General features: G+C 74.8%; 20 protein-coding genes. 12 read left to right on the top strand and 8 right to left on the bottom strand.

What is annotated here, in order from left to right:
* Nucleotides 1–12 precede the first annotated feature (12 nt).
* On the top strand, nt 13–975 hold the full coding sequence (locus tag ACFVXH_RS39305; protein WP_117491889.1) for a folate-binding protein YgfZ: 963 nt from the start codon (nt 13–15) through the stop codon (nt 973–975).
* 65 nt (nt 976–1,040) lie between these two features.
* On the opposite strand, the gene dtd is transcribed toward ACFVXH_RS39305, so the two are convergent.
* Nucleotides 1,041–1,481 (bottom strand): D-aminoacyl-tRNA deacylase, encoded by a 441-nt coding sequence (gene dtd, locus ACFVXH_RS39300; protein WP_049656260.1) that lies wholly within the window; start codon nt 1,479–1,481, stop codon nt 1,041–1,043.
* 626 nt (nt 1,482–2,107) lie between these two features.
* Between dtd and ACFVXH_RS39295 the strand changes: the two genes are divergently transcribed.
* The 3 genes from ACFVXH_RS39295 (at nt 2,108) to ACFVXH_RS39285 (ending at nt 4,073) form a co-directional block, all read left to right on the top strand.
* Complete coding sequence (locus ACFVXH_RS39295; RefSeq protein WP_387830968.1) at nt 2,108–2,728, top strand: ABC transporter substrate-binding protein; 621 nt, start codon at nt 2,108–2,110, stop codon at nt 2,726–2,728.
* 75 nt (nt 2,729–2,803) lie between these two features.
* Entirely contained in the window at nt 2,804–3,763 is a 960-nt protein-coding gene (locus ACFVXH_RS39290; protein ID WP_387830966.1) for an asparaginase, read from the top strand.
* 100 nt (nt 3,764–3,863) lie between these two features.
* Entirely contained in the window at nt 3,864–4,073 is a 210-nt protein-coding gene (locus ACFVXH_RS39285; RefSeq protein ID WP_049661518.1) for a dodecin, read from the top strand.
* A 15-nt stretch (nt 4,074–4,088) separates the two neighbouring features.
* On the opposite strand, the gene ACFVXH_RS39280 is transcribed toward ACFVXH_RS39285, so the two are convergent.
* The 3 genes from ACFVXH_RS39280 to ACFVXH_RS39270 all read right to left on the bottom strand — a co-directional run bounded on the left by ACFVXH_RS39280 (nt 4,089) and on the right by ACFVXH_RS39270 (nt 7,011).
* Complete coding sequence (locus ACFVXH_RS39280) at nt 4,089–4,898, bottom strand: heme ABC transporter ATP-binding protein (RefSeq protein ID WP_387830997.1); 810 nt, start codon at nt 4,896–4,898, stop codon at nt 4,089–4,091.
* A gap of 2 nt (nt 4,899–4,900) precedes the next feature.
* Nucleotides 4,901–5,911 (bottom strand): FecCD family ABC transporter permease, encoded by a 1,011-nt coding sequence (locus ACFVXH_RS39275; RefSeq protein WP_380778621.1) that lies wholly within the window; start codon nt 5,909–5,911, stop codon nt 4,901–4,903.
* 74 nt (nt 5,912–5,985) lie between these two features.
* Nucleotides 5,986–7,011: a hemin ABC transporter substrate-binding protein gene (locus ACFVXH_RS39270; RefSeq protein WP_234348688.1), complete on the bottom strand. Its 1,026-nt coding sequence runs from the start codon at nt 7,009–7,011 to the stop codon at nt 5,986–5,988.
* A 171-nt stretch (nt 7,012–7,182) separates the two neighbouring features.
* Between ACFVXH_RS39270 and ACFVXH_RS39265 the strand changes: the two genes are divergently transcribed.
* On the top strand, nt 7,183–8,736 hold the full coding sequence (locus ACFVXH_RS39265; RefSeq protein WP_387830964.1) for an HtaA domain-containing protein: 1,554 nt from the start codon (nt 7,183–7,185) through the stop codon (nt 8,734–8,736).
* A gap of 54 nt (nt 8,737–8,790) precedes the next feature.
* The gene (locus ACFVXH_RS39260) at nt 8,791–10,443 is read left to right on the top strand and encodes an HtaA domain-containing protein (RefSeq protein WP_387830962.1); all 1,653 of its coding nucleotides are present in this window, start codon (nt 8,791–8,793) and stop codon (nt 10,441–10,443) included.
* A gap of 82 nt (nt 10,444–10,525) precedes the next feature.
* On the opposite strand, the gene ACFVXH_RS39255 is transcribed toward ACFVXH_RS39260, so the two are convergent.
* Nucleotides 10,526–11,194, bottom strand: a complete 669-nt coding sequence (locus ACFVXH_RS39255; protein ID WP_387830960.1) for a heme oxygenase (biliverdin-producing) — start codon at nt 11,192–11,194, stop codon at nt 10,526–10,528.
* Nucleotides 11,195–11,408: 214 nt separating this feature from the next.
* On the bottom strand, nt 11,409–11,900 hold the full coding sequence (locus ACFVXH_RS39250; RefSeq protein WP_030244505.1) for an inorganic diphosphatase: 492 nt from the start codon (nt 11,898–11,900) through the stop codon (nt 11,409–11,411).
* Between the two features lie 76 nt (nt 11,901–11,976).
* On the opposite strand from ACFVXH_RS39250, the gene dacB reads away from it, so the two are divergent.
* From dacB to folE, 6 genes are all read left to right on the top strand, one after another.
* Nucleotides 11,977–13,632: a D-alanyl-D-alanine carboxypeptidase/D-alanyl-D-alanine-endopeptidase gene (gene dacB / locus ACFVXH_RS39245; protein WP_387830958.1), complete on the top strand. Its 1,656-nt coding sequence runs from the start codon at nt 11,977–11,979 to the stop codon at nt 13,630–13,632.
* 316 nt (nt 13,633–13,948) lie between these two features.
* A complete protein-coding gene (locus ACFVXH_RS39240; RefSeq protein ID WP_049659916.1) occupies nt 13,949–15,121 on the top strand; it encodes a zinc-dependent metalloprotease in 1,173 nt (390 codons plus the stop codon).
* Between the two features lie 284 nt (nt 15,122–15,405).
* The gene (tilS, locus tag ACFVXH_RS39235; RefSeq protein WP_074006435.1) at nt 15,406–16,533 is read left to right on the top strand and encodes a tRNA lysidine(34) synthetase TilS; all 1,128 of its coding nucleotides are present in this window, start codon (nt 15,406–15,408) and stop codon (nt 16,531–16,533) included.
* 71 nt (nt 16,534–16,604) lie between these two features.
* Nucleotides 16,605–17,159 carry a hypoxanthine phosphoribosyltransferase gene (gene hpt / locus ACFVXH_RS39230; RefSeq protein ID WP_049654051.1) on the top strand — a complete coding sequence of 185 codons (555 nt, stop codon included), beginning with the start codon at nt 16,605–16,607 and terminating at the stop codon, nt 17,157–17,159.
* Between the two features lie 229 nt (nt 17,160–17,388).
* Nucleotides 17,389–19,443, top strand: coding sequence for an ATP-dependent zinc metalloprotease FtsH (ftsH, locus tag ACFVXH_RS39225; RefSeq protein ID WP_074006436.1), 2,055 nt, complete (start codon nt 17,389–17,391; stop codon nt 19,441–19,443).
* Nucleotides 19,444–19,549: 106 nt separating this feature from the next.
* Nucleotides 19,550–20,155: a GTP cyclohydrolase I FolE gene (gene folE / locus ACFVXH_RS39220; protein WP_049654054.1), complete on the top strand. Its 606-nt coding sequence runs from the start codon at nt 19,550–19,552 to the stop codon at nt 20,153–20,155.
* A 21-nt stretch (nt 20,156–20,176) separates the two neighbouring features.
* Here the strand turns inward: folE and ACFVXH_RS39215 are convergent, their stop codons facing one another.
* Complete coding sequence (locus tag ACFVXH_RS39215; RefSeq protein WP_049654056.1) at nt 20,177–20,971, bottom strand: ferritin-like domain-containing protein; 795 nt, start codon at nt 20,969–20,971, stop codon at nt 20,177–20,179.
* A 112-nt stretch (nt 20,972–21,083) separates the two neighbouring features.
* Complete coding sequence (locus ACFVXH_RS39210; RefSeq protein ID WP_063780220.1) at nt 21,084–22,238, bottom strand: esterase family protein; 1,155 nt, start codon at nt 22,236–22,238, stop codon at nt 21,084–21,086.
* Nucleotides 22,239–22,566: the final 328 nt, after the last annotated feature.

Here is a 22,566-nt window from a genome sequence, read left to right as displayed (position 1 = left end):
GGTATGACCGGTGTGAAGAGCCCGCTGCTTTCCCTGCCCGGAGCCGTCCCCGCCGAGGGGGCCGACGAGGGCGTCGCCGCCCACTACGGCGACATCTTCCGCGAGCAACGCAGGCTGTCGCAGGGCGTCGGCTTCGTCGACCTCTCGCACCGCGGCGTGGTCACCGTGACCGGCGCGGACCGGCTCTCCTGGCTGCACCTGCTGCTCACCCAGCACGTCAGCGAGCTGCCGCCGCAGCAGGCCGCCGAGGCGCTGGTGCTCTCCCCGAACGGGCACGTCGAGCACGCGCTCTACCTGGTGGACGACGGCACCACCACCTGGGCGCACGTCGAGCCGGGCACCCAGGAGGCGCTGGTCGCCTACCTGGAGGGCATGAAGTTCTTCTACCGGGTGGAGGTCGCCGACGCGACCGCCGAGTACGCCGTAGTGCACCTGCCGGCCGGCTCCACCGCCTCCGTCGAGGGCGCCGCCGCCGTCCGCGAACTCCCGTACGGGCGCGACCTGTTCGTGCCGCGCGCCGAGCTGGAGCGGCTCACCGCCGGGTACGGCCCGGCGGCCGGGGTCTGGGCGTACGAGGCGCTGCGGATCGAGGGCCACCGGCCCCGGCTGGGCTTCGAGACCGACCACCGGACCATCCCGCACGAGGTGGACTGGCTGCGCACCGCCGTCCACCTGCAGAAGGGCTGCTACCGCGGCCAGGAGACCGTCGCCCGGGTGCACAACCTGGGCCGCCCGCCGCGCCGGCTGGTCTTCCTGCACCTGGACGGCACCGAGGAGACGCTGCCCCCGCACGGCACCGAGGTGCGGCTGGCCACCGACCCGGACGGGCGGGCGCTGGGCTTCGTGACCTCCTCGGCCCGGCACCACGAGCTGGGGCCGATCGCGCTGGCGATCGTCAAGCGGAACGTCCCGGTGGACGCCGTGCTGCTGGCCGGCACGGTGCCGGGCACCCAGGACGTGATCGTCCCGCAGTAGGGCCGTCCAGGGCCGCGCCGGGGCCGCTCGGCGCCCCGGCCGGGCCCGGTGGGGCCCCGGCGGGGTCAGACCTCGACGAGGACGGTGAACGGGCCGTCGTTCACCAGCGCCACCCGCATGTCGGCGCCGAACCGGCCCGTCTCCACCTTGGCGCCCAGCGCGCGCAGCTGCGCCACCACCTCGTCCACCAGCGGCTCGGCGACCGGGCCGGGGGCGGCGGCGTTCCAGGTGGGGCGGCGGCCCTTGCGGGCGTCGCCGTAGAGCGTGAACTGGCTGATCACCAGCAGCGGGGCGCCGAGGTCCGAGCAGCTCTGCTCGACGCCCTCGTCGTTCGCGGGCAGCAGCCGCAGCGTCCAGAGCTTGCGGGCCAGTTGGGCGGCCTTGGCGGGGGTGTCGTCGTGGGTGGCGCCGACCAGGACGCAGAGCCCGGGCCCCTCGATCGCGCCGACGGTCTCACCGGCCACGGTCACCCGGGCCTCGGTCACTCGCTGCACCACTGCTCGCATGCCGCCATTGTGCCGGAGCGCCGTACGGCCCCCGGAGGAGCCCCGGGTGCGTCCCGCGCGGCCCGCGCCCGGCGCGTCCGCCGCCGCTCCGCGCCCGCGCATCCGCCGTGCCCCCGGCTCCGCGCCGCACCCTTCCCGGCCGTTCCGCCCGGCCGCCCCTCCGGTCGGCCCCGTCCCTCCGCCCCGGCGGCCTCCCCAGGGCGCACACCAGGGGCGCGCATGGAAGCCGTGCACGCCCTGGGGTGCGCGCCTGCGCGGAATCGGGCGCCACTCTTCCTGGGGAAAGGGCTGGTCATATCAGCCACCCCCGTTCGCCAGGGGGCCGTTCGGGTGCACGGGCGGTGCGCGTGCGCCGGGTGGGGTGGCACGCTGGTGGACCGTACGAGGGGTCCGGGGCGCCAGGAGGTCCGCCGCGCCGGACCCGGGTTCGGCCGGGCGGTCGAGCCGGTAGGTCAGGCGTCTGGCGGTGCCGCCCCGGTGGGCGTCACGGCCGGGGACCGGAGCCTCCGGGGGTTCCCGGCGGGCCGGTGGACGGGACGCGCGGCCCGTCGGGGGACGGGTCGGACCGGCGGCAGCGACGGGGTGCCGCGAGCGGGCGGGATCGGACGACGTCAGGTGGTTGGGTGATGGACGCGAGCAGCGTGGCGCGGGACCGGTCCGGGTCGGTGGTGCGGGCCCCCGGGGGCCCGGACGGTCCGGCGGCGGGCGCGGAGGACGAGCCCGACCTGGAGGGGCTGGGCCTGGAGCAGCTGCGGGTGCTGCGCCGGGAGACCCTGGAGCAGGAGGCCGACCTGTCCTACCTGCGGCGGCTGCTGCACGGGCGGATGGACATCCTGCGCGCCGAACTCGACCGGCGGCCCGGCACGGGCCCGGTCCGTACGGCCGACCCGGCCGGCCCCGACCCGGCCCCCGGCGACCTGCTGGACCGGCTGCCGGCCATCCTGACCGACGCGCCCTCCACCGTGCGGCGCTCGGCCCGGCACGTCACCCTCGGGCCGCCGCGCACCCGGGAGTCCCGGCTGGAGGCGGACGCGCTGATGGGCGACGTCCAGCTCGCCGACCTGGCGGCGCACCCGGCCGAGGAGCTGCTGGCCGCCCTGGAGCGGCTGCGGGCGTACGAGCGGGAGGTGTCCGGACGGCGCCAGCGGCTGCTGCGCACGGCCGACGGTTGCAACGCCGAGATCACCCGCAGGTACCGTGATGGGGAAGCACGGGTCGACGACCTGCTCGCACGGGGGCCGCTCTGACCGGGTGGGTCGCCGCGGGCGGGTGAGGCCCGGCTCGCTCCCGGCCCACCCTCGCCCCGGAAGGCTCACACCGCCATGTCCCTGCCCGCCCCCGCGCCCGTTCTCGCCGAGGTCATACGCTCCGGCTTCGTCGAGGGCCGCCACCGCGGCTCCCTGGTGCTGCTCGCGGCCGACGGCTCGGTCGAGTTCGCGCTCGGCGACCCGGACGCCCCGGTCTTCCCGCGGTCGACCGCCAAGCCGTTCCAGGCGGTGGCCACGCTGCGGGCCGGGCTGGCGATCGAGGGCGAGCTGCTGGCGCTGGCGGCCTCCAGCCACTCCGCGGAATCGTTTCACCTCGATGGCGTGCGGAGCATCCTCGGCTCCGCCGGGCTCGACGAGTCGGCCCTGCGCACCCCGGCCGACCTGCCGCTGGACGAGACCGAGGCGGAGCTGCTGCTCGCCGCCGGCGGCGGGCGCGCCCCGATCCTGATGGACTGCTCCGGCAAGCACGCCGGCTGGCTGGCCGCCTGCACGGCCAACGGCTGGGACACCGAGAGCTACCTCGACCCGGCCCACCCGATCCAGCGGCTGGCCCGCGAGGCCCTGGAGGAGGCCACCGGCGAGACCGCCGCCCACGCCGGGGTGGACGGTTGTGGCGCGCCGCTGCTGGCCGTGTCGCTGACCGGCCTGGCCCGCGGCTACCGCGGCCTGCTGCTGGCCGCCGAGGGCAGCGGGCCGCGCCGCGTCGCCGACGCGATGCGCGCCCACCCCGAGTACGTGGCCGGCACCCGCCGGGCCGACACCTGGCTGATGCGGGCGGTGCCGGGCGCGCTGTCCAAGATGGGCGCCGAGGCCGTCCAGGTGGTCGCGCTGCCGGACGGCCGGGCGCTGGCCTTCAAGATCGAGGACGGCGCCGAGCGGGCCCGCGGCCCGGTGCTGGCGGCCGCGCTGCGCCGGCTCGGGGTGGCCGGGGCGGACGGGACCGTCGAGCGGATCGGCGCGGCCCCGCTGCTCGGCGGCGGCGTGCCGGTCGGCGAGGTGCGGGCGGCGTTCTAAGCGGCCTCTCCGGAAGCGGGAGGCCGCCCGTCGGGGTGCGGGCGGACCCGGGTCGGTGCACGGTGGACCGGGGGCGTCCGTACAGCTGAGGGAGTCCGCCATGACCGACCATGTGTACCGGGTGACCGAGATCGTCGGGTCCTCGGCCGAGAGCGTCGACGCCGCGATCCGCAACGGGGTGGAGCGGGCCTCCCGGACGCTGCGCAACCTCGACTGGTTCGAGGTCTCGCAGGTCCGGGGCCACCTGGAGGACGGCCGGATCAAGCACTACCAGGTGTGCATCAAGGTCGGCTTCCGGCTGGAGGACTGAGCGCCGGCGACGCGTTCAGCGCTCCGGCAGCACCAGCGGCACCCCGGTGCGCGGGTGCGCCAGCACCTCGACGGGGTGCCCGTACACCTCGCTGAGCAGCGGCGCCCGCAGCACCTCGGCGACCGGCCCGTCCGCGACCGTCGCCCCGCCCGTCAGCAGGACCACCCGGTCCGCGTAGGCCGCCGCCAGGGACAGGTCGTGCAGCACCACGACCACCCCGTCCCCGGCCGCGGCCCGGGCCCGGGCGACCCGCAGCACCAGCTCCTGGTGGCGCAGGTCGAGGGCGGCGGTCGGCTCGTCCAGCAGGAGCAGCGGGGTGCGCTGGGCCAGCACCCGGGCCAGCGCCACCCGGGCCCGCTCGCCGCCGGACAGGGCGGTGAACGGGCGCCCGGCGAAGGCGGTGGACTCGGTGGCCGCCATCGCCTCGGCCACGGCCGCCGCGTCCTCGGCGGCCGCCGCCGTGCCCGCCCACGGCGCGCGGCCCATCCGGACCACCTCGCCGGCCGGGAACGGGAAGGACAGTGCGGCGGACTGCGGCAACAGGGCGCGGTGCAGGGCGAGTTCGGCGGCGCCGTAGTCGGCCGGCGGGCGGCCGCGCAGGGTGACCGACCCGCCGTCCGGCCGGACGTCGCCGGCCAGCACGGACAGCAGGGTGGACTTGCCGGCGCCGTTCGGCCCGAGCAGCGCGACCAGTTCTCCGGCCGCGACCCGGACGGCGGCGCCGTCCAGCAGCGGGCGCCCGCCGAGGCTCAGTCGGACGCCCTCGGCGGCGAGCAACTCGGTTCCGGGCGCCGGTCGTTCGGGGATCTCCCGGTGGCGTCGCAGTCTCACGCCCAGCCTCCCTGCCTGGTCCTGGTCCGGCGCAGCAGCCAGAAGAAGAACGGGCTGCCGATCAGTGCGGTGACCACCCCGAGCGGGATCTCGGCGGGCTCGGCGACGGTGCGGGAGGCGAGGTCGGCGGCCACCAGCACCAGCGCGCCGCCGAGTGCCGAGGCGGGCAGCAGGAAGCGGTGGCCGGGCCCGGCGAGCATCCGCAGCAGGTGCGGGACGACCAGGCCGACGAAGCCGACGATGCCGCTGACCGCCACGGCCGCCGCGGTGAGCAGGGCGACGACGGTGATCAGCGCCAGCCGCATCCGCTCGACGTCCACCCCGAGGTGGCGGGCCGGGCGCTCGCCGAGCGCCAGCAGGTCCAGCCTGCGGGCGTACAGCGGGGCGACGGCCAGGCCGGCCAGCGCGAACGGCAGGACGGCGAGCACCTTGCCCCAGGTGGCCTGGGAGAGCGAGCCGAGCTGCCAGAAGGTGACCTGGCTGATCGCGGCGGGGTCGGCGATGAACAGCAGGATGCCGATCAGCGCGCCGCAGAAGGCGTTCACGGCGACGCCGGTGAGGATCAGCGTGACCACCTCGGTGCGCCCGCCGGAGCGGGACATCGCGTACACCGCGACGACCGTCAGCAGGCCGCCGGCGAAGGCGAAGACGGGGGCCGTCCAACCGCCCAGGGTGTTCAGGCCGAGCACGATGCAGGCCACCGTGCCGACCGCGCTGCCGGAGGAGACCCCGATCACGGCGGGCTCGGCGAGCGGGTTGCCGAACACGCCCTGCATCAGTGCCCCGGCGCAGCCGAGCGAGCCGCCGACCAGCAGGGCGAGCACCACCCGGGGCAGCCGGACGTTCCACAGCACGGACTCGGGCACCCGGTCCAGGGCGTGGCCGCCGAGGCCGAGGCGGTGGGCGGTGGAGGCGAGGATGTCGCCGAGCGGGATGCGGTAGGCGCCGACGCCGGCCGCGAGGAGGGCGCAGAGGAGCAGGGCGGCGGCGAGTCCGGCGGTGAGCAGGGCGGTCCGGCCGGCGGTCGGCGCGGCGCTCTCCCCGGGCGCCTCGCGGGAGGTCTCCTCCCGTACGGCGGTGGTCACTTGGCGTCCGCCGGGTAGAGCTGGGCGGTGATCCCGCGCAGGACCTGCGGGGTGCGCGGGCCGTAGCTGAGCAGCTGGCCGTCCTCGATCGAGACGATCCGGCGGTCGAGCCCGGCCGGGGTCTGGGCGACGCCGGGCAGCTTGAGCAGGCCGTCCGTTCCGCCGACCGAGTCGAGCCCCTTGCTCATCACCAGGATCGCGTCGGGCGCGGCCTTGACCAGGGCCTCGCTGGTGAGCGGGACGAAGTCGTTGGTGAGGCCGGCGGCGGTGCCGGCGTCCTCGCCGCCGACCGCCTCGATCAGCGAGCCGGCGCCGGAGCCGGGGCCGCCGAGCAGGTAGACGGAGGCGCTGCCGCGCAGGTAGAGGAAGGCGACCCGGGGGTGCCGGCCGTCGGCCGGGACGGCGGCCATGGCCTGGTCGATCCGCTGCTCGGTGCGCTCCTTGAGCTGCCGTCCGGCGTCCGGGACGCCGAGTGCGGCGGCGACGGTGTCGATGCGCGGTCCGACGTCGGCCAGCCGCTTGGCGTCGTCCAGGACGATCAGCGGGACGCCGGCCGCCCGGATCTGCGCGATCGCCTCGGCCGGGCCGGTGGAGCGGTCGGCGAGGACGACGGTGGGGTGCAGTGAGAGCACGCCCTCGGCGGAGACGTCGTGGGCCTGGGTGATCACCGGCAGGGCGGCGGCCTGTTCGAAGGTGGTGGAGACGTCCCGGGCGACCACCTTGGGGCCGAGGCCGAGGCTGAACACCAGCTCGGCGAGGCTGCCGTTGAGCGGGATGACCCGTTCGGCGCTGGTGACGGTGACCTGGCGGCCGTCGGCGGAGGCGGTGGTGGCCGGGAGCCGGGGGACGGGCTCGCCGGGCAGCGGTTCGACGGCGTCGGGGGTGCGGGAGACGGCCGCCCCCGCTGCCCCGGCCGTCCCGCTCGCGGCGCCGCAGGCGGTGAGGGCGAGCAGCAGGCCGAGGGCGAGCAGCAGGAGGACGGGCCCGCGGGCCGCCCCGGATCGGATCGTAACGCTGCTCAACCTGGTTCCCTTCACCGGGAGTTGGTGCCTGTGGCGCCCCGCCGCCGGGGGAGGGGGCGGCGGGGCTCTTGACTCATATATTAGGTTAGCCTTACCTGAGTTCCGCAAGGGGGTGGTGCCCGCCGGGCCCCCTTTGCGGCATCCCCCATGCCCCCTGAGGAGTGATTCGCCGTGCCCCTGTCCAGCCGGCTCCGCCGTCTGGCCGCCGCCCTGGTGGCCTCCCTCGCCGCCCTGCTGGCCGTGGGCCTGTCGCCGGGGCCGGCGGCCGCCGCCGAGGGCAGGGTCTCCGGCGGACGGCTGGACTGGGGCATCAAGCAGTCCTTCCTGACCTACGTCACCGGGCCCATCGCCAAGGGGAGTTGGGGGCTGACCGGCGGCGCGGCCACGGTCGGCGGCAGCACCTTCCGGTTCCACTCGGCGAACGGCACGTACGATCCGGCGGCCGGCGCGCTGACCGCCGCCTTCTCCGGCGGCGTGCGGTTCACCGGGCACCAGGAGGGCGGCTCCGACGCGCTCGACCTGAGCATCGGCCGGCTCACCTTCAAGGCCGTCCAGGGCGGCGCGGCCGGGCTGTACGCCGACGTCAGCAGCAAGTCCAAGGAGACCGGGCAGGTCAGCAGCGCGAGCCAGGCCAAGCTGGCCGACCTCTCGCTGGCCGGCGTCGACCTGCGCGGCGCGGCCGGCACCCTGACGCTGAGCGGTGTCCCGGCGACCCTCACCGACGCCGGGGCGAAGGCCTTCGGCGGCTTCTACCAGGCCGGCACGGCCCTCGACCCGCTCAGCCTCTCGGTCGACCTGCCCGCCGCGCAGCCGACGCCGGCGGCACCCGCCCCGACGTCCGGCGCGGCCGCCACGACCGCGCCCGCGACCATGCCGCCGGCGACCGCCCCGTCGCCGGCCGAGCCGGCCGCCCCGCCGGCCACCGAGCCGGCCGCCCAGGCCCCGGCCCGTACCGGGTTCGCCGACGGCGCCCTCGACTGGGGCGTGCGCCGCACCTTCCGCGACTACGTCACCGGCGCGATCGCCCAAGGCCGTTGGGAGCTCGGCGGCGGCGCGGCCGACGGCGGCGCGTTCTTCCGCTGGACCCCGGCCAAGGGCGCGTACGACCCGGCGACCGGCGAGCTGACCGCCGCCTTCACCGGCACCGTCCGCTTCACCGGCATGCGCGCCGGCGACGGCTACGGCCTGGACCTCACCCTCGCCAACCCGGGCGTCAGCGTCTCCGGCGGCCAGGGCCGACTGCTCGCCGACGTCTCCGGCCGGACCCCGGACGGTGGCACCCGGCAGCTCCCCGGCGTCGAGCTGGCGACCTTCGACCCGGCCGGCCTCAAGGCCGAGGGCGGCCTGCTGACGGCCGTCGAACTGCCGCTCACGCTCGCCGAGGGCGGCGCCGAGGCCTTCGGCGGCCTGTACCCGGCGGGCACCGCGATGGACCCGCTGAGCTTCGCCGTCGCCCTCGACCCGGCCGCCGCGCTGCCCCCGCTGCCCGACCTCGGCAGCGTCCCGGCCACCCCGCCGGGCGCCGTCGCGAGCCCGCCCGCCTCCCCGGCCGCCGCGCCCGTCGCCGCGTCCTCCCCGGACGGCGTTCCGGTGCCGGCCGTGGTCGGCGGCGCGGTGCTGGTGGCGGCCCTCGCCACCACCGGCGGCCTGCTCGTCCGCCGCCGCCGGGCGGCCGCCGCGGCCGGGGCCCCCGCCACCGGGCCCGACGCCGACGACGCGGCCTGACCCCTCCGGGAGCGTCCCCCCGCTCCCTCCCCCCATCCGAACGGAGTACCCAGCATGTCCCGCAACCGCACCCGGCTGGCCGCCCTCGCGGCCGCCACCGCCGGCCTCGGCCTGACCGCCCTCGGCGCCCCCGCACTGGCCTTCGGCGCGGGCGGCCCGAGCAGCGTCACGTACGACACCGGAGCGCTGGACTGGGGTGTGAAGGCCGGCTTCCGCAGCTACATCGAGGGCCCGGCCTCCCAGGGCGGCGCGATCGAGCTGACCGGCGGCGCGACCCGCAACGCCGACGGCACCTTCCACTTCGGCCTGGCGAACGCGGCGTACGACCTCACCACGCACGCGCTCAGCTCCTCCTTCACCGGCGGCGTGCACTTCACCGCCCACCACGGCGCGCTGGACGTCGCGCTCAGCGACCTGCGGATCACCACCTCCGGCACCACCGGCACGCTGACCGCCGACACCGCCTCCAAGGAGTCGGTGGGCGCCGCCGACGTCACCCGCCGGGACGACGTGCCGCTGGTGACGTTCACCGTCGCGCGGGACACCACCAACGGGACGCCCGCCGCGGCCAAGCTGACCGAGCAGGGCGCCCGGGCCTTCGCCGGCTTCTACCCGGCGGGGGCGGACATGGACCCGCTGTCGCTGCTGCTGAAGCAGAGCCCGGCCACGACCCCGCCGACCGTGCCGCCGACCGCGACGGCCACCGCCACGCCGTCCGCCACCTCCTCGCCGAGCACGGGCCCGACCGGCGGCCCGACCGGCAGCCCGAGCGCGAGCCCCACCGCCACGGCCACCGGCACGCCGACCGCGGCCCCGTCGTCCGGCACCCCCTCGGCCGGCTCCTCGCCGTCGGCCACCCAGGCGCCCGGCGCCACCGCCTCCCCGTCCGCGAGCGGGGGCCCCGGCACGGCCCCGGCCACCCTGCCGGTGGTGAACGGGACGCTGGACTGGAAGGTCAAGGAGAGCTTCCGCACGTACCTGGAGTCCCCGATGGCCGCCGGGAAGGTCGAGTTCGGCGGCGGCGCGGCCGACTACCGCTTCGGCGGTGCCACCGGTGCCTACAACACCACCGACCACTCCCTGAGCGCCGCCTTCAACGGCTCGGTCCGCTTCCTCGGCCACCCCGGCAAGGACGGCTGGGCGCTGGACACCACGCTCTCCAAGCTGGGCCTGACCATCGACCGGGACGGCGCCTTCCTGACCGCCGACGTCAACGGCAAGTCCCAGGACGGCGGTTCGACCTCGCTGAGCGGTGTCAGGATCGCCCGGCTGGACGTCCCGGCCGCCGCCCTGAAGCCGGTCGGCGGCGTGGTGACGCTCTCCGGCGTTCCGGCCACGCTCACCGCCGAGGGGGTGCCGGCCTTCTCCAACTACCCGGCCGGTACGGCCCTGGACCCGGTCAGCGCCACCCTCGCCTTCGACAAGGACGCCAAGCTGCCGCTGGCCGGCTCCTCCGGCAACGGCAACGGCAACGGCAGCGCCGGCGGCGGTTCCGCGGCCGGCGGCGGCCAGGGCACCGGCACCGGTACCTCCGGCGGGGCCTCGCTGACCACCGGCGGCCTGAGCGGTACGGGCGGCGGCTCGCTGGCCGCCACCGGCGCGGACACCCCGGTGGTCCCGCTGCTGGCCACCGCGGCCGGTCTGCTGCTGGTCGGCGGCAGCGCCACCGTCCTGGTGCGCAACCGCCGTGGCGCGGTCCAGGCCTGACGCCCGGACGGAGTGCCGAAACGGCCCCGGCGAGCAAGCGCTCGCCGGGGCCGTTTCCCGTGACCGGGGTAAGGAGGAACGTTTACGCACTCAGCGGGTAGCGCGTGTCCAGGTCGCGGAAGACCGCCCCGTTGAGCACGAAGGCCCGCTTGCACTCCTCGACCACCCGGCGCCGCTCGACCTCGTCCATCGCCTCCCCGGCCGCGTCCAGCTTCGCCCGGTACTCGCGCTTGAAGGCGGCCGGGTTGTCGACCTCCTCGAAGACGTAGAACCGCACGCCGTCGCCCTTGCGCTCGAAGCCCCAGGTCTTCTCCGCTATGCCCCGGATGATCTGACCGCCCGACAGGTCGCCCAGGTAGCGGGTGTAGTGGTGCGCGAGGTACCCGGCCGGCCACTCGGCGGCCAGCTCCTCCAGCCGGGCGACGTACGCGGCGGTGGCCGGCAGCGGGGCCAGGCCGTCCCGCCAGTCGGGCCCGCGCAGGTGCGCCAGGTCGCGCTCGATGGCGGCGGTGCGCAGCAGCGCCCGGTCGATGAAGGGGCCCGCCAGCGGGTGCTCCGCGAGCTGCTCGGCCCGCTCTTCCAGGGCCCGGTAGACGTACCAGAGCTGGCCGGTGAGGTCGGCGTACGCCTCGATCCCGAGACCGCCGCCCAGCAGCCGGCTCATGAACGAGGAGTGTTCGGCGGCCTCGTGCTCCTCGCTGCTGGCGGTGCGGAGCACGGTGGAGAACGGGGCGGGCGCGGGCGTGGGCATGCGGCCTCCAGGGTCCGGGATCGGCCGGTGGGAATCGGCTGAATATGTGGTTAGCCTAACCTAACTTCATGCCTTGCCGACAGGCTGTCGGCAAGACGTCCCGTCCCCGGACACGACAGAGGCCGGGGTCCGCGGACGAATCCGCGAACCCCGGCCCCGGGCTGTCCCGACCTGCCTCCGACCGTCCCCGGCCGAGTGGGATCGGAACGACGGCTCAGTGGCCGCCCTGCTCCGCCAGACGCTTGATCGAAGCGGTGACCTCGGCCTCGGCCTCGGCGCGGCCGACCCAGTTGGCGCCCTCGACCGACTTGCCCGGCTCCAGGTCCTTGTAGACCTCGAAGAAGTGCTGGATCTCCAGGCGGTCGAACTCCGACACGTGGTGGATGTCGCGCAGGTGCTCCCAGCGCGGGTCCGTCGCCGGGACGCAGAGCAGCTTGTCGTCGCCGCCGGCCTCGTCGGTCATCTGGAACATGCCGATGGCGCGGCACTTGATGAGGCAGCCCGGGAAGGTCGGCTCGTCCAGGATGACCAGGGCGTCCAGCGGGTCGCCGTCCTCGCCGAGCGTGCCCTCGACGTAGCCGTAGTCGGCCGGGTAGCGGGTCGAGGTGAAGAGCATCCGGTCGAGCCGCAGACGGCCGGTCTCGTGGTCGACCTCGTACTTGTTACGAGAGCCCTTCGGGATTTCGATAAGGACGTCGAACTCCAACGGTTCCTCCAAGGTAGGGACTGACAGAATCCAAGTGTCTCCTACGGGAGCGGGTGCTCGGGAAAGGGGCCGGTCGGTGGGCACAGGGGGAGGGGCGGCGGGCCGCCGCGGGGGGACGGCCGCGGGGCTGTTCGGAGCGGCGCTCCTGGTCGTCGGTACGGTCCTGACCTCGGGTGGTGCGGTCGCGCAGCCGGCCCCGCCGCCGGGCGGGCACAGCGCCGGGCCGGGCGAGGGCGAGGACCACGACGGACCGAACGGCCACGGCGGGAGGAAGGGCGACCACGGGAAGGGCGGCGCCGGTCCCCGGTCGAACGACGACCCGGGCGCCGCACCCGCCCGTCGGGCCGTGCCGCCCGCCGCGCCCACGCCCGCGGCCTCCGTGCCCGGCGCCCCCGTGCCCGCCACCGGGGGTGGCGACGCGTCCGCTGCGCGCCCGGCCCCCGCGCCGGGCGCCGTCCTGGCCGCCGTCGAGGGCGGCCCGGGCGCCGCCGTCCCCACCGCGCAGGGCCTCCGGCAGGCGCTCGCCGCCGTGCTCGCCGACAAGAGCCTCGGCGAGGTCACCTTCGCCGTCGCGGACGCCGGCACCGGCCAACTCCTGTACGGCTCCGGGGAGAACACCCCCGCCACCCCCGCCTCCACCACCAAGCTGGCCACCGCGGTCGCGGCCCTGTCCCTCATCCCGGGCGACACCCGGCTGCACACCCGGGTGGTCCAGGGCGCGGCCCCGGGCACCATCACCCTGGTCGGCGGCGGCGACCCGACGCTCACCGCGCTGCCCGCCGACCAGGTGCAGATCGGCGGTCAGCCGGCCGACGCCGACACCGCCCCCGCCTCACTGGACTCCCTCGCCCAGCAGACCGCCGACAGCCTCAAGGGCCTCGGCACCACGACGGTCCAGCTGGACTACGACCTGTCGATGTACGCGGGCGGCCCGCAGCACAGGAACCACGACGCCCAGAACATCGCCCTGGTGGTCCCGCTGATGGTGGACGAGGCCAAGGCGGACCCGAAGAGCCGGGAGGAAGCGCCGGACCGGGTCGCCGACCCGGCGGCCGCGGCCGCCGAGGCCTTCGCCGCGCTGCTCCGGGCCCGCGGCATCACCGTGACGGGCAAGGCCGGCCCCGCCGCCGCGCCCGCGCCCGCCCCGACCGCCACCGGCACGGCGCCCCTCGGCGACGTCTTCTCGCCGACCGTCGCCCGGCTGGTCGAACGCCTGCTGACCACCTCCGACAACCAGCTCGCCGAGGCGATCGCCCGTCAGGTCGCCATCGCCGCCCACCAGCCCGCGAGCTTCGAGGGCGCCGCGGCCGCCGTCACCCAGGAGCTCACCCGGCTCGGCGTGCCGATGGGCACCGTGGTCCTCAACGACGGCAGCGGCCTGCACCCGGGCAACGCGATACCGCCCGCCGTCCTGGTCCGACTCCTCGCGCTGGCCGCCTCCGAGCAGCACTCCGCCCTGCGCCCGGTGCTCACCGGCCTCCCGGTCGCCGGCTTCACCGGCACCCTCAACAAGCGGTACGGCTCCGGGTCCGGCGCCGCCGACGCGGCCGGGCTGATCCGCGCCAAGACCGGCACCCTCAGCGGCGTCAACACCCTCGCGGGCACCGTCGTCGACGCCGACGGCCGCCTGCTCGCCTTCGCCGTCATGACCCGTACCGCCGCCCCCGCCGACACCGCCCGCGCCGCGATGGACCGCGTCGCCGCCCGCCTCACCACCTGCGGCTGCCACTGACCCGGCGCCGCCCTTCAACAACCCCGCCGCCGCGAGGCGCGCGCCCCGCCGCCGCGCACCGGTCCGCCGCCCACCGCCGGGCACGCCCCGGGACCCCGTCGGCTCCCGGTCGCGGCCGGGAGGTGCCCTCCCACCCCCGCCGCGAGGCGCGCGCACCCCGCCGCCGCGCACCGGTCCGCCGCCCACCGCCGGGCACGCCCCGGGGCCCGGCCGGCTCCCGGTCGCGGCCGGAGACCGGTGGGGCCGGGGCCCGTTGGGGAGAGGTGTTCGCGGCGGGTGGCTGCCGTTGGTGGTGGGGAGCACGTACGGTGAGGGCATGACGAGCGCGAGTGGCGGTGCTGACATGGTCGACTGGAACCTCGCGGTCGCAACCGCGACCAGGTTGGTGCGGCCGGGTCCGGAAGTGAGCCGGGAGGAAGCGGCGGCGGTGGTCGCCGAGCTGCGCCGGCACGCCCTGGAGGCGGAGGAGCACGTGCGGGCGTTCACCGGCATGCGTTCGTCCAGCCTGTCCCAGGCCGCGGCGACGCCGGTGCTGGTGGTGGACCGTCCGGGGTGGATCCGGGCCAACGTGGCGGGCTTCCGTACGGTCGTCCAGCCGCTGGTGGAGAAGCTCCAGGCGCGTCGGGCGAACAGCACGGCGGCCGGGGTGTTCGGCGCGGTGGGCGAGAAGGCGACCGGGATCGAGGTCGGGGCGCTGCTGGCGTTCCTGTCCACCAAGGTGCTGGGCCAGTACGAGACCTTCGCCCCGGCCGAGCCCCCGCTGGAGGCGCCGGACAGCCCGGCGGCGCTGTTCGACAAGCCGCGGCTGGGGCCGGAGGGCCCCGGGCCGGGCCGGCTGCTGCTGGTGGCGCCGAACATCGTGCACGTCGAGCGGGAGCTGGACGTCGACCCGTCCGACTTCCGGCTCTGGGTCTGCCTGCACGAGGAGACGCACCGGACGCAGTTCACCGCGGTGCCGTGGCTGCGCGACCACATCCAGTCCGAGGTGCAGTCCTTCCTCGCCGAGACGGACGTCGACCCGGGCGCCCTGCTGGAGCGGCTGCGGGACGCGGCGGGTTCGCTCGGCGGCCTGCCGGGTGGCGGCAGCCGGGAGGGCGCCTCCTCCGGGAACCTGCTGGAGATCGTCCAGTCGCCCGCGCAGCGCGAGATCCTCGGCCGGCTGACGGCCGTGATGTCGCTGCTGGAGGGCCACGCGGACGTGGTGATGGACGGCGTCGGGCCGGCCGTGGTGCCGACGGTCGCCGAGATCCGGGAGAAGTTCCAGCAGCGCCGGGACCGCGGCGCCAACCGGCTCGACCTGCTGCTGCGCCGGCTGCTCGGCATGGACGCGAAGCTGCGCCAGTACCAGGACGGCGCGGTGTTCGTGCGCGGGGTGGTGGAGCAGGTCGGCATGGAGGGGTTCAACCGGGTGTGGACCTCCCCGAACACCCTGCCCACCAAGGACGAGATCCACGACCCGGCCGCCTGGGTGGCCCGGGTGGCGCGCTGAGCGCGGTCGTGACGCGGGCGCGCCGTACGCCGGACGGCAAGCGGCGCGCGCCGGTCAAACCCGCTCGTACGAGTGGTCCAATCAGGCCGACGACGAGTGAAGAAGCGTTTCTTCATTCACCCGAACGTGGGACGGTCGACCTGCCGGGGGCGCGGGTGGCGTAGTGGGTGGCCACTATCTGCCACCATCTGTGAGCGCCCGGTAACCGGGTGCTCATGCGGGTGCGCGGTCCCCGCCGCGTCCGCCGCACGTCCTGTCCCCCCTCCGTCGAGGAGTCGTCCGCCGTGGGTCCTCACCCCGCCGTCGCCGCGATACGCCTGGCCGTTCGCCGTACGCTCACCGACCTCGCCGCCGAGGCCGGTTCCACCTTCACCGCGCCCGTGCGCCGACCGCGGGAGCGCCCGGCCGGGGCGCCGCTGGTGGGTGCCGCGGTCGGCACCACCCTGATCGGCAACGCCGCGCGCCACCCCTCCGGGCTGCCCCGCACCCCGGCCGCGCCCGGCTCGCCGCTGGTCCTGGTCGCGGTCAGCGGCGGCGCCGACTCGATGGCGCTGGCCATCGCCGCCGCCTTCGAAGCCCCCAAGATCGGCCTGCGGGTCGGCGCCGTCACCGTCGACCACGGCCTCCAGGCGGGATCCGCCGAGCGCGCCGCCCAGGTGGCCGACCGGCTGCGCAGCCTCGGCCTCGACCCGGTGGAGGCGGTCCCGGTCCGGGTCGGCCGCGCCGGGGGCCCGGAGGCCGCCGCCCGGGACGCCCGCTACGCCGCCCTGGACGCGGCCGCCGACCGCCACGGCGCGATCGCGGTGCTGCTCGGCCACACCCGGGACGACCAGGCCGAGACCGTGCTGCTGGGCCTGGCCCGCGGCTCCGGCTCCCGCTCGCTGGCCGGGATGCCCGCCCAGAAGGGCCGCTACCGCCGCCCGCTGCTGGAGCTGGACCGGGCGGCCACCCGGCAGGCCTGCGCCGCCCAGTCGATCCCGGTCTGGGACGACCCGCACAACTGTGATCCCGCCTACACCCGCTCCCGGGTCCGCCACGAGGTGCTGCCGGTCCTGGAGAAGCACCTGGGCGGCGGGGTGGTCGAGGCGCTGGCCCGCACCGCCCGGCTGTTCCGCGACGACGCCGACGCCCTCGACCAGTGGGCCGCACTGGCCGAACGCGACCTCCGTACGGGCGACGGCGCGCTGGACGCCGTGAAGCTGGCCGAACTGCCGCCCGCGGTGCGCCGCCGGGTGCTGCGCCGGGCCGCGCTGCGGGCGGGCTGTCCGGCCGGGGACCTGTTCGCCCGGCACCTGGAGACGATCGACCTGCTGGTCACCGGATGGCGCGGACAGGGCCCGCTGCACCTACCCGGGGGCGTCGAGGCCACCCGCAGGTGTGGCACGCTGGTCTTTCGGCGGCAGGGCGACTGACGGGCGAGGCATGCCCAGGGGGAGCCGACCGCCGGCCACACAGACCCCGAACGTTTGAGGACGTATCCCCGGTGGACCAGAACGACATGGGCGCTGACCTCGCGAAGGTGCTCATCAGCAAGGACGAGATCGACGCCAAGCTCCTGGAGCTGGCCGAGCGAATCGACCGGGACTACGCAGGCAAGGACCTGCTGATCGTCGGCGTCCTCAAGGGGGCTGTGATGGTCATGGCCGACCTGGCCCGGACCCTGCACTCGCAGGTCACCATGGACTGGATGGCCGTCTCCTCGTACGGGATGGGCACCAAGTCCTCCGGTGTGGTGCGGATCCTGAAGGACCTGGACACCGACATCGCCGGCCGTGACGTCCTGATCGTCGAGGACATCATCGACTCCGGTCTGACGCTGTCCTGGCTGCTCGGCAACCTGGGCTCGCGCGGTCCGGCCTCGCTGGAGGTCTGCGCGCTGCTCCGCAAGCCGGACGCCGCCAAGGTCGAGATCGACGTCAAGTACGTCGGCTTCGACATCCCCAACGAGTTCGTGGTCGGCTACGGCCTGGACTACGCGGAGAAGCTGCGCAACCTCCCCTTCATCGGGACCCTCGCCCCGCACGTCTACGGCGGCTGACGGCCCCGTTCGGGTTACGGGCGGGAACAGTAGGCCGTTCCCGCCCGTTGGACCCCCGGGGACAAAGAACCACAGCCGTCTCGCCGTGCTCCCGCCATGGGTGGGTCCGACTGCGGTACGGTCCAATAAACCGCTCTTCACATGAGCACCAATCGGATTGCGCCGCGGCCCAACAGCCCCCCGGCGCCGTTGAGTGGCAGGAGGGACGGGGCGGCAACGCCCCGCATGGATGGACGTCAAGCGATACTTCCGTGCGCCGATCATGTGGATCGTGCTGGCCGTCCTCGCCGTCATCGTGCTGATGCAGGTCGTTTCGGACTCCAACGGCTACAAGACGGTGGACACCGGTCAGGTCGTCGCGGCGATCGACGCGCACAACGTCAAGTCGGCGCAGATCACCACCGGTGACTCGAACACGATCAAGATCCAGCTCAAGGACGGCGCCACGCTGCCCAGTGCCGGAACGGGCAAGACCCCGTCCGGTACCAAGTTCCAGGCCTCTTACATCGGCGACCAGGGTGTCGCCATCGCCGACAAGCTCCAGGCCCAGGTCAACGACAAGGACGCGAGCACGCTCGCCGAGGGCTACACGATCAGCCCGGAGAAGCAGAGCACCTTCGTCAGCCTGCTGCTGTCGATGCTCCCGATCGTGATCATCGTCCTGGTCTTCCTGTTCCTGATGAACCAGATGCAGGGCGGCGGCTCCAGGGTCATGCAGTTCGGCAAGTCCAAGGCCAAGCTGCTCACCAAGGACACCCCGAAGACCACCTTCGCCGACGTCGCCGGCGCGGACGAGGCGGTCGAGGAGCTCCACGAGATCAAGGAGTTCCTCCAGGAGCCGGCCAAGTTCCAGGCCGTCGGCGCCAAGATCCCCAAGGGCGTGCTGCTCTACGGCCCGCCCGGCACCGGCAAGACCCTGCTGGCCCGCGCCGTCGCGGGCGAGGCCGGGGTGCCCTTCTACTCCATCTCCGGCTCGGACTTCGTCGAGATGTTCGTCGGTGTCGGCGCCAGCCGCGTCCGCGACCTCTTCGAGCAGGCCAAGGCGAACGCCCCGGCGATCGTCTTCGTCGACGAGATCGACGCCGTCGGCCGGCACCGCGGCGCGGGCCTCGGCGGCGGCCACGACGAGCGCGAGCAGACCCTCAACCAGCTGCTGGTCGAGATGGACGGCTTCGACGTCAAGGGCGGCGTGATCCTGATCGCCGCGACCAACCGCCCCGACATCCTGGACCCGGCGCTGCTGCGCCCGGGCCGCTTCGACCGCCAGATCGCGGTCGAGCGCCCCGACCTCCAGGGCCGGCTGGACATCCTCAAGGTGCACCAGAAGGGCAAGCCGATCGCGCCCGACGTCGACCTGTCGGCCGTCGCCAAGCGCACCCCCGGCTTCACCGGTGCCGACCTGTCGAACGTCCTCAACGAGGCGGCGCTGCTGACCGCCCGCTCGGACAAGAAGCTGATCGACAACGGCATCCTGGACGAGGCGATCGACCGCGTCGTGGCCGGTCCGCAGAAGCGCACGCGGATCATGTCCGACCGGGAGAAGAAGATCACCGCGTACCACGAGGGCGGCCACGCCCTGGTCGCGGCGGCCTGCCAGTACAGCGACCCGGTGCACAAGATCACCATCCTGTCCCGCGGCCGGGCCCTCGGCTACACCATGGTGCTGCCGGACGAGGACAAGTACTCCACCACCCGCAACGAGATGCTCGACCAGCTCGCCTACATGATGGGCGGGCGCGCGGCGGAGGAGCTGGTCTTCCACGACCCGACCACCGGTGCCTCGAACGACATCGAGAAGGCCACCGCGACGGCCCGGGCCATGGTCACCCAGTACGGCATGACCGAGCGCCTCGGCGCGATCAAGTTCGGCTCGGACAACTCGGAGCCGTTCCTGGGCCGCGAGATGGGCCACCAGCGCGACTACTCGGAAGAGGTCGCCGGGCTGGTCGACGAAGAGGTCAAGAAGCTCATCGACACGGCGCACAACGAGGCCTGGGAGATCCTGGTCGAGAACCGCGACGTGCTCGACAACCTGGTCCTGGAGCTCCTGGAGAAGGAGACCCTGAACAAGGAGCAGATCGCCGAGGTCTTCGCCCCGATCGTCAAGCGCCCGACCCGGCCGGCCTGGACGGGCTCCGCCCGCCGCACGCCGTCCACCCGGCCTCCGGTGCAGTCCCCGAAGGAGCTGGCGCTCACCAACGGCGCCGCCTCCGGCGAGGCCGCTCCGGTGGACGTCGTGAAGCTCCCGCCGCTGCCGGCCACCGAGCCGCCGACCGAGGGCTGACCCCCGCTCCGTAGGGAATGGATGCCGCGTCACCAGGGTTTGTACCCTGGAGGCGCGGCATCCGTGCTGTTCAGCCAGAGTCTTCCGATACATAAGCGAGGCCCGCATGATCGACCCGGTGACCTTCGACGGTCCGCCCGCCGTCGGTACCTTCGACCAGAAGCGGGCCGAGAACGCCATCCGCGAGCTGCTCCTCGCCGTCGGGGAGGACCCGGACCGCGAGGGCCTGCTGGAGACCCCGGCCCGGGTGGCGCGCGCCTACAAGGAGATATTCGCGGGCCTCTGGCAGGAGCCCGAGGACGTCCTCACCACCACGTTCGACCTCGGCCACGACGAGATGGTGCTGGTCAAGGACATCGAGCTGACCTCGGTCTGCGAGCACCACCTGGTGCCGTTCCGCGGCGTGGCCCACGTCGGGTACATCCCGTCCACCAGCGGCAAGATCACCGGGCTGTCCAAGCTCGCCCGGCTGGTCGACGTCTACGCCCGCCGGCCGCAGGTGCAGGAGCGGCTGACCAGCCAGGTCGCCGACGCGCTGATGCGGATCCTGGAGCCGCGCGGGGCGATCGTCGTGGTCGAGTGCGAGCACATGTGCATGTCGATGCGCGGCATCCGCAAGCCCGGCGCCAAGACCATCACCTCCTGCGTGCGCGGCCAGCTGCGCGACCCGGCCACCCGGGCCGAGGCGATGAGCCTCATCATCGGCCGGTAGGGCGCCGGCCGGGCCGACGGTTCAGGAACCGGGCACCTCGTGCTCCGCGTGCGGCGGAGCCGGGGTGCCCAGCGCGTTGCGGTGCTCGGGCATCCGCAGCGTGACCATCCGGCGCCAGCCGTAGGCGCGGTCGTACAGGTGGAGCGCGCGCACCCCGAGGGTGATCAGGGCGAGCTGCCAGCGCGGCCAGCGCAGGATCCGGGCCATCCGGGCGGTGACGGCGAGGCCGACGTCCCGGTAGGTGCGGACCTCGCCCCGGGCGCTGGTCTCCAGGGCGTGCCGGACGTACGGGCCGTGGCCCTCGGAGATCAGCCGCAGCAGCTCCTCGTGGCAGTAGGCGAGGTGGTCGTCCTCGTCGGCGGAGATCACCCGCATCGCCCGGCCGAGGGCCGGGTTGTCCGCGTACGCCCTGACCAGCTGCCGCATCTGCTCGGCGGCGCGCTGCTCGGTGACCCGGCTGTGCGCGAGGTAGGTGATGAGCTCGCGGTCGGTCAGCGGGACGTCGCTGTTCAGCCGTTCGTGCGAGAGGCCGATGCCCTGGCGCTCCAGCAGCATGCAGTAGTCGGTCTCGTCGGGCACGGGCACCTTGGGCAGGCCGCGCCGGTTCAGCAGCTGGGCGAAGATCCGGCCGTGCTTGCGCTCGTCGGCACCGTGCCGGGCGACCTTCGGGGCGAGGACCGGGTCCCGGGTGAGGGCGGCGATCCGCTCGTTCTCCCAGCCGCCCTGGTCCTCGCCGCCGGCCGCGATGCTGCAGAACAGCTGGTACGCCTGGTCGTTGCGGTAGATCTCGTCGAAGAGCGAGCGGGTGCTCAGCACAGTGCCTCCTGCGCGGGTCCGGGGGGCCCGGCGGGGGCCGACGGGCGGTCGCGATACGTTCCCCCGGGCCGCCGGCCGGGCGGGCCGACCGGCGGGTAGTCACCCACGTGCGCTAGCCGAGGTGCGAGCCCAGCCATTCGAGGGTGGCCGGCAGCTCCCTGGTCCAGCTGTCGAAGTTGTGCCCGCCGTCGTCCAGGTAGAGCGAGTCGATCTTGAACTGGGGGTTGGCCGCCGCGGTCCTGGTGGCGAGGTCGACGAACTGGACGGTCTGCGGGTAGTCCCCCTCCGCGCGGGTGGAGACCGCCAGCACGTTGAGCGCCGGGACCGGCAGGTTCTGCAGCCGCCAGCCGAGGTCGTGCTGCTGGGCCAGCGCCTTGTCGCCGTTGAAGAGGTCGCCGCCGGTGTAGTTGTCCTGGCGCACGGTGAAGTCGCCGTGCAGGCTCGCCGCGCTGCCGTAGACGTTCGGGAAGCGCATCGCCAGGCGCAGCGCGCAGCTGCCGCCGGTGGAGTAGCCGAGGGTGCCCCAGGAGCCGGCCGTGCGGCCGACCCGGTAGGCGCTGAGGATGGCCTCGGGGACGTCCTTGACGAACCAGGTCTCGGTGCGCGGCCCGCCGGGGACGTCCACGCACTCGGTGTCCCGGGACGGGACGACCGCCGGGCGGGCCATCACCAGGACGGTCGGCGGCATCTTGCCGGAGCGCTGCAGCTCGATCGCGGTCTGGGCGAGGGGCAGCTCGTGCAGCAGGTTCAGGGTGGTGCCCGGGTAGCCGGCGATGGCCAGCAGGACGGGGAAGCGGACCAGGGTGAGCTTCGGGTCGAAGTACGCGGGCGGCAGGTAGACGAACATCTGGTCGGAGAAGCCCGTCTCCTTGCCGCTCACCCGGACCGACTCGATCCTGCCGACCTCCTCGGGCGGGCCCTTCGGCAGGTTGGTGATGGTCTCCAGGCCGCCCTCGGTGGTGGGCTGGACCAGCGCGTCGGGGACCGGGGTGCCGCCCCTGTGGTTCTCGTTGCCGGCCAGCGCGAGCTTGGCGCCGCCGGGGCTGAGCAGGTCGTCCCAGGAGGTGTAGAACCCGAAGGAGTTGTTCACCGACAGCGCGAGCACGGCCAGGACCGAGGCTTGAACGACCGTCAGTAACCCGATCCGGCCGAGCACCGGCAGCGGACGTTGCGGCGCCAGCCGCGGCCAGAGCCACAGGGTCGTGACGACCGCCGCGGCGCCGAGTGCGAGAAGCGAGTTCACCAGCGCGTCGCTGGTCAGTTCCATGCCGTCGGCCTTCCGGTGGGACACTGTCGGTGCAGGCTTCATCGTCTGGCGGTCCGTCAGGCCGGGCCACCGTGGCTAGGCTGTCCGGATGCCCGGGCGGGCTGGTAGGGCGGGGAGAGCCGGAGGCAACCGGCGCCCTAGAATGCGGCGTCCACCGTACGTAACGCGTCCCGGAGGGTCCCGTCGCGCCACGCTGCGGCGGGCCCCCGGCTCCCACCGCCGGCTCAACCCGCAGCGCGACCACGGCCCCGGTTTACCGACCGTTTCCGGGTCCTTGGTATGCGCATTGCCTGATGAAGGAATAGGCATGAAGGTCCATCACGCGTCC

It is taken from the genome of Kitasatospora sp. NPDC058184 (assembly GCF_042883725.1).
Lineage (GTDB): Bacteria > Actinomycetota > Actinomycetes > Streptomycetales > Streptomycetaceae > Kitasatospora.
The sequence above is the reverse complement of the archived record's forward strand: the minus strand, read 5'-3'. Positions and strand labels throughout refer to the sequence as shown.

Excerpts from the sequence above, each read along its gene's own strand:
- ACFVXH_RS39290 (WP_387830966.1), top strand. The coding sequence starts at position 2,804 with ATGTCCCTGCCCGCCCCCGCGCCCGTTCTCGCCGAGGTCATACGCTCC.
- ACFVXH_RS39240 (WP_049659916.1), top strand. The coding sequence starts at position 13,949 with ATGACGAGCGCGAGTGGCGGTGCTGACATGGTCGACTGGAACCTCGCG.
- ftsH (WP_074006436.1), top strand. The coding sequence starts at position 17,389 with ATGGACGTCAAGCGATACTTCCGTGCGCCGATCATGTGGATCGTGCTG.
- ACFVXH_RS39260 (WP_387830962.1), top strand. The coding sequence starts at position 8,791 with ATGTCCCGCAACCGCACCCGGCTGGCCGCCCTCGCGGCCGCCACCGCC.
- ACFVXH_RS39255 (WP_387830960.1), bottom strand. The coding sequence starts at position 11,194 with ATGCCCACGCCCGCGCCCGCCCCGTTCTCCACCGTGCTCCGCACCGCC.
- dtd (WP_049656260.1), bottom strand. The coding sequence starts at position 1,481 with ATGCGAGCAGTGGTGCAGCGAGTGACCGAGGCCCGGGTGACCGTGGCC.
- folE (WP_049654054.1), top strand. The coding sequence starts at position 19,550 with ATGATCGACCCGGTGACCTTCGACGGTCCGCCCGCCGTCGGTACCTTC.
- ACFVXH_RS39285 (WP_049661518.1), top strand. The coding sequence starts at position 3,864 with ATGACCGACCATGTGTACCGGGTGACCGAGATCGTCGGGTCCTCGGCC.
- ACFVXH_RS39295 (WP_387830968.1), top strand. The coding sequence starts at position 2,108 with ATGGACGCGAGCAGCGTGGCGCGGGACCGGTCCGGGTCGGTGGTGCGG.
- ACFVXH_RS39210 (WP_063780220.1), bottom strand. The coding sequence starts at position 22,238 with ATGGAACTGACCAGCGACGCGCTGGTGAACTCGCTTCTCGCACTCGGC.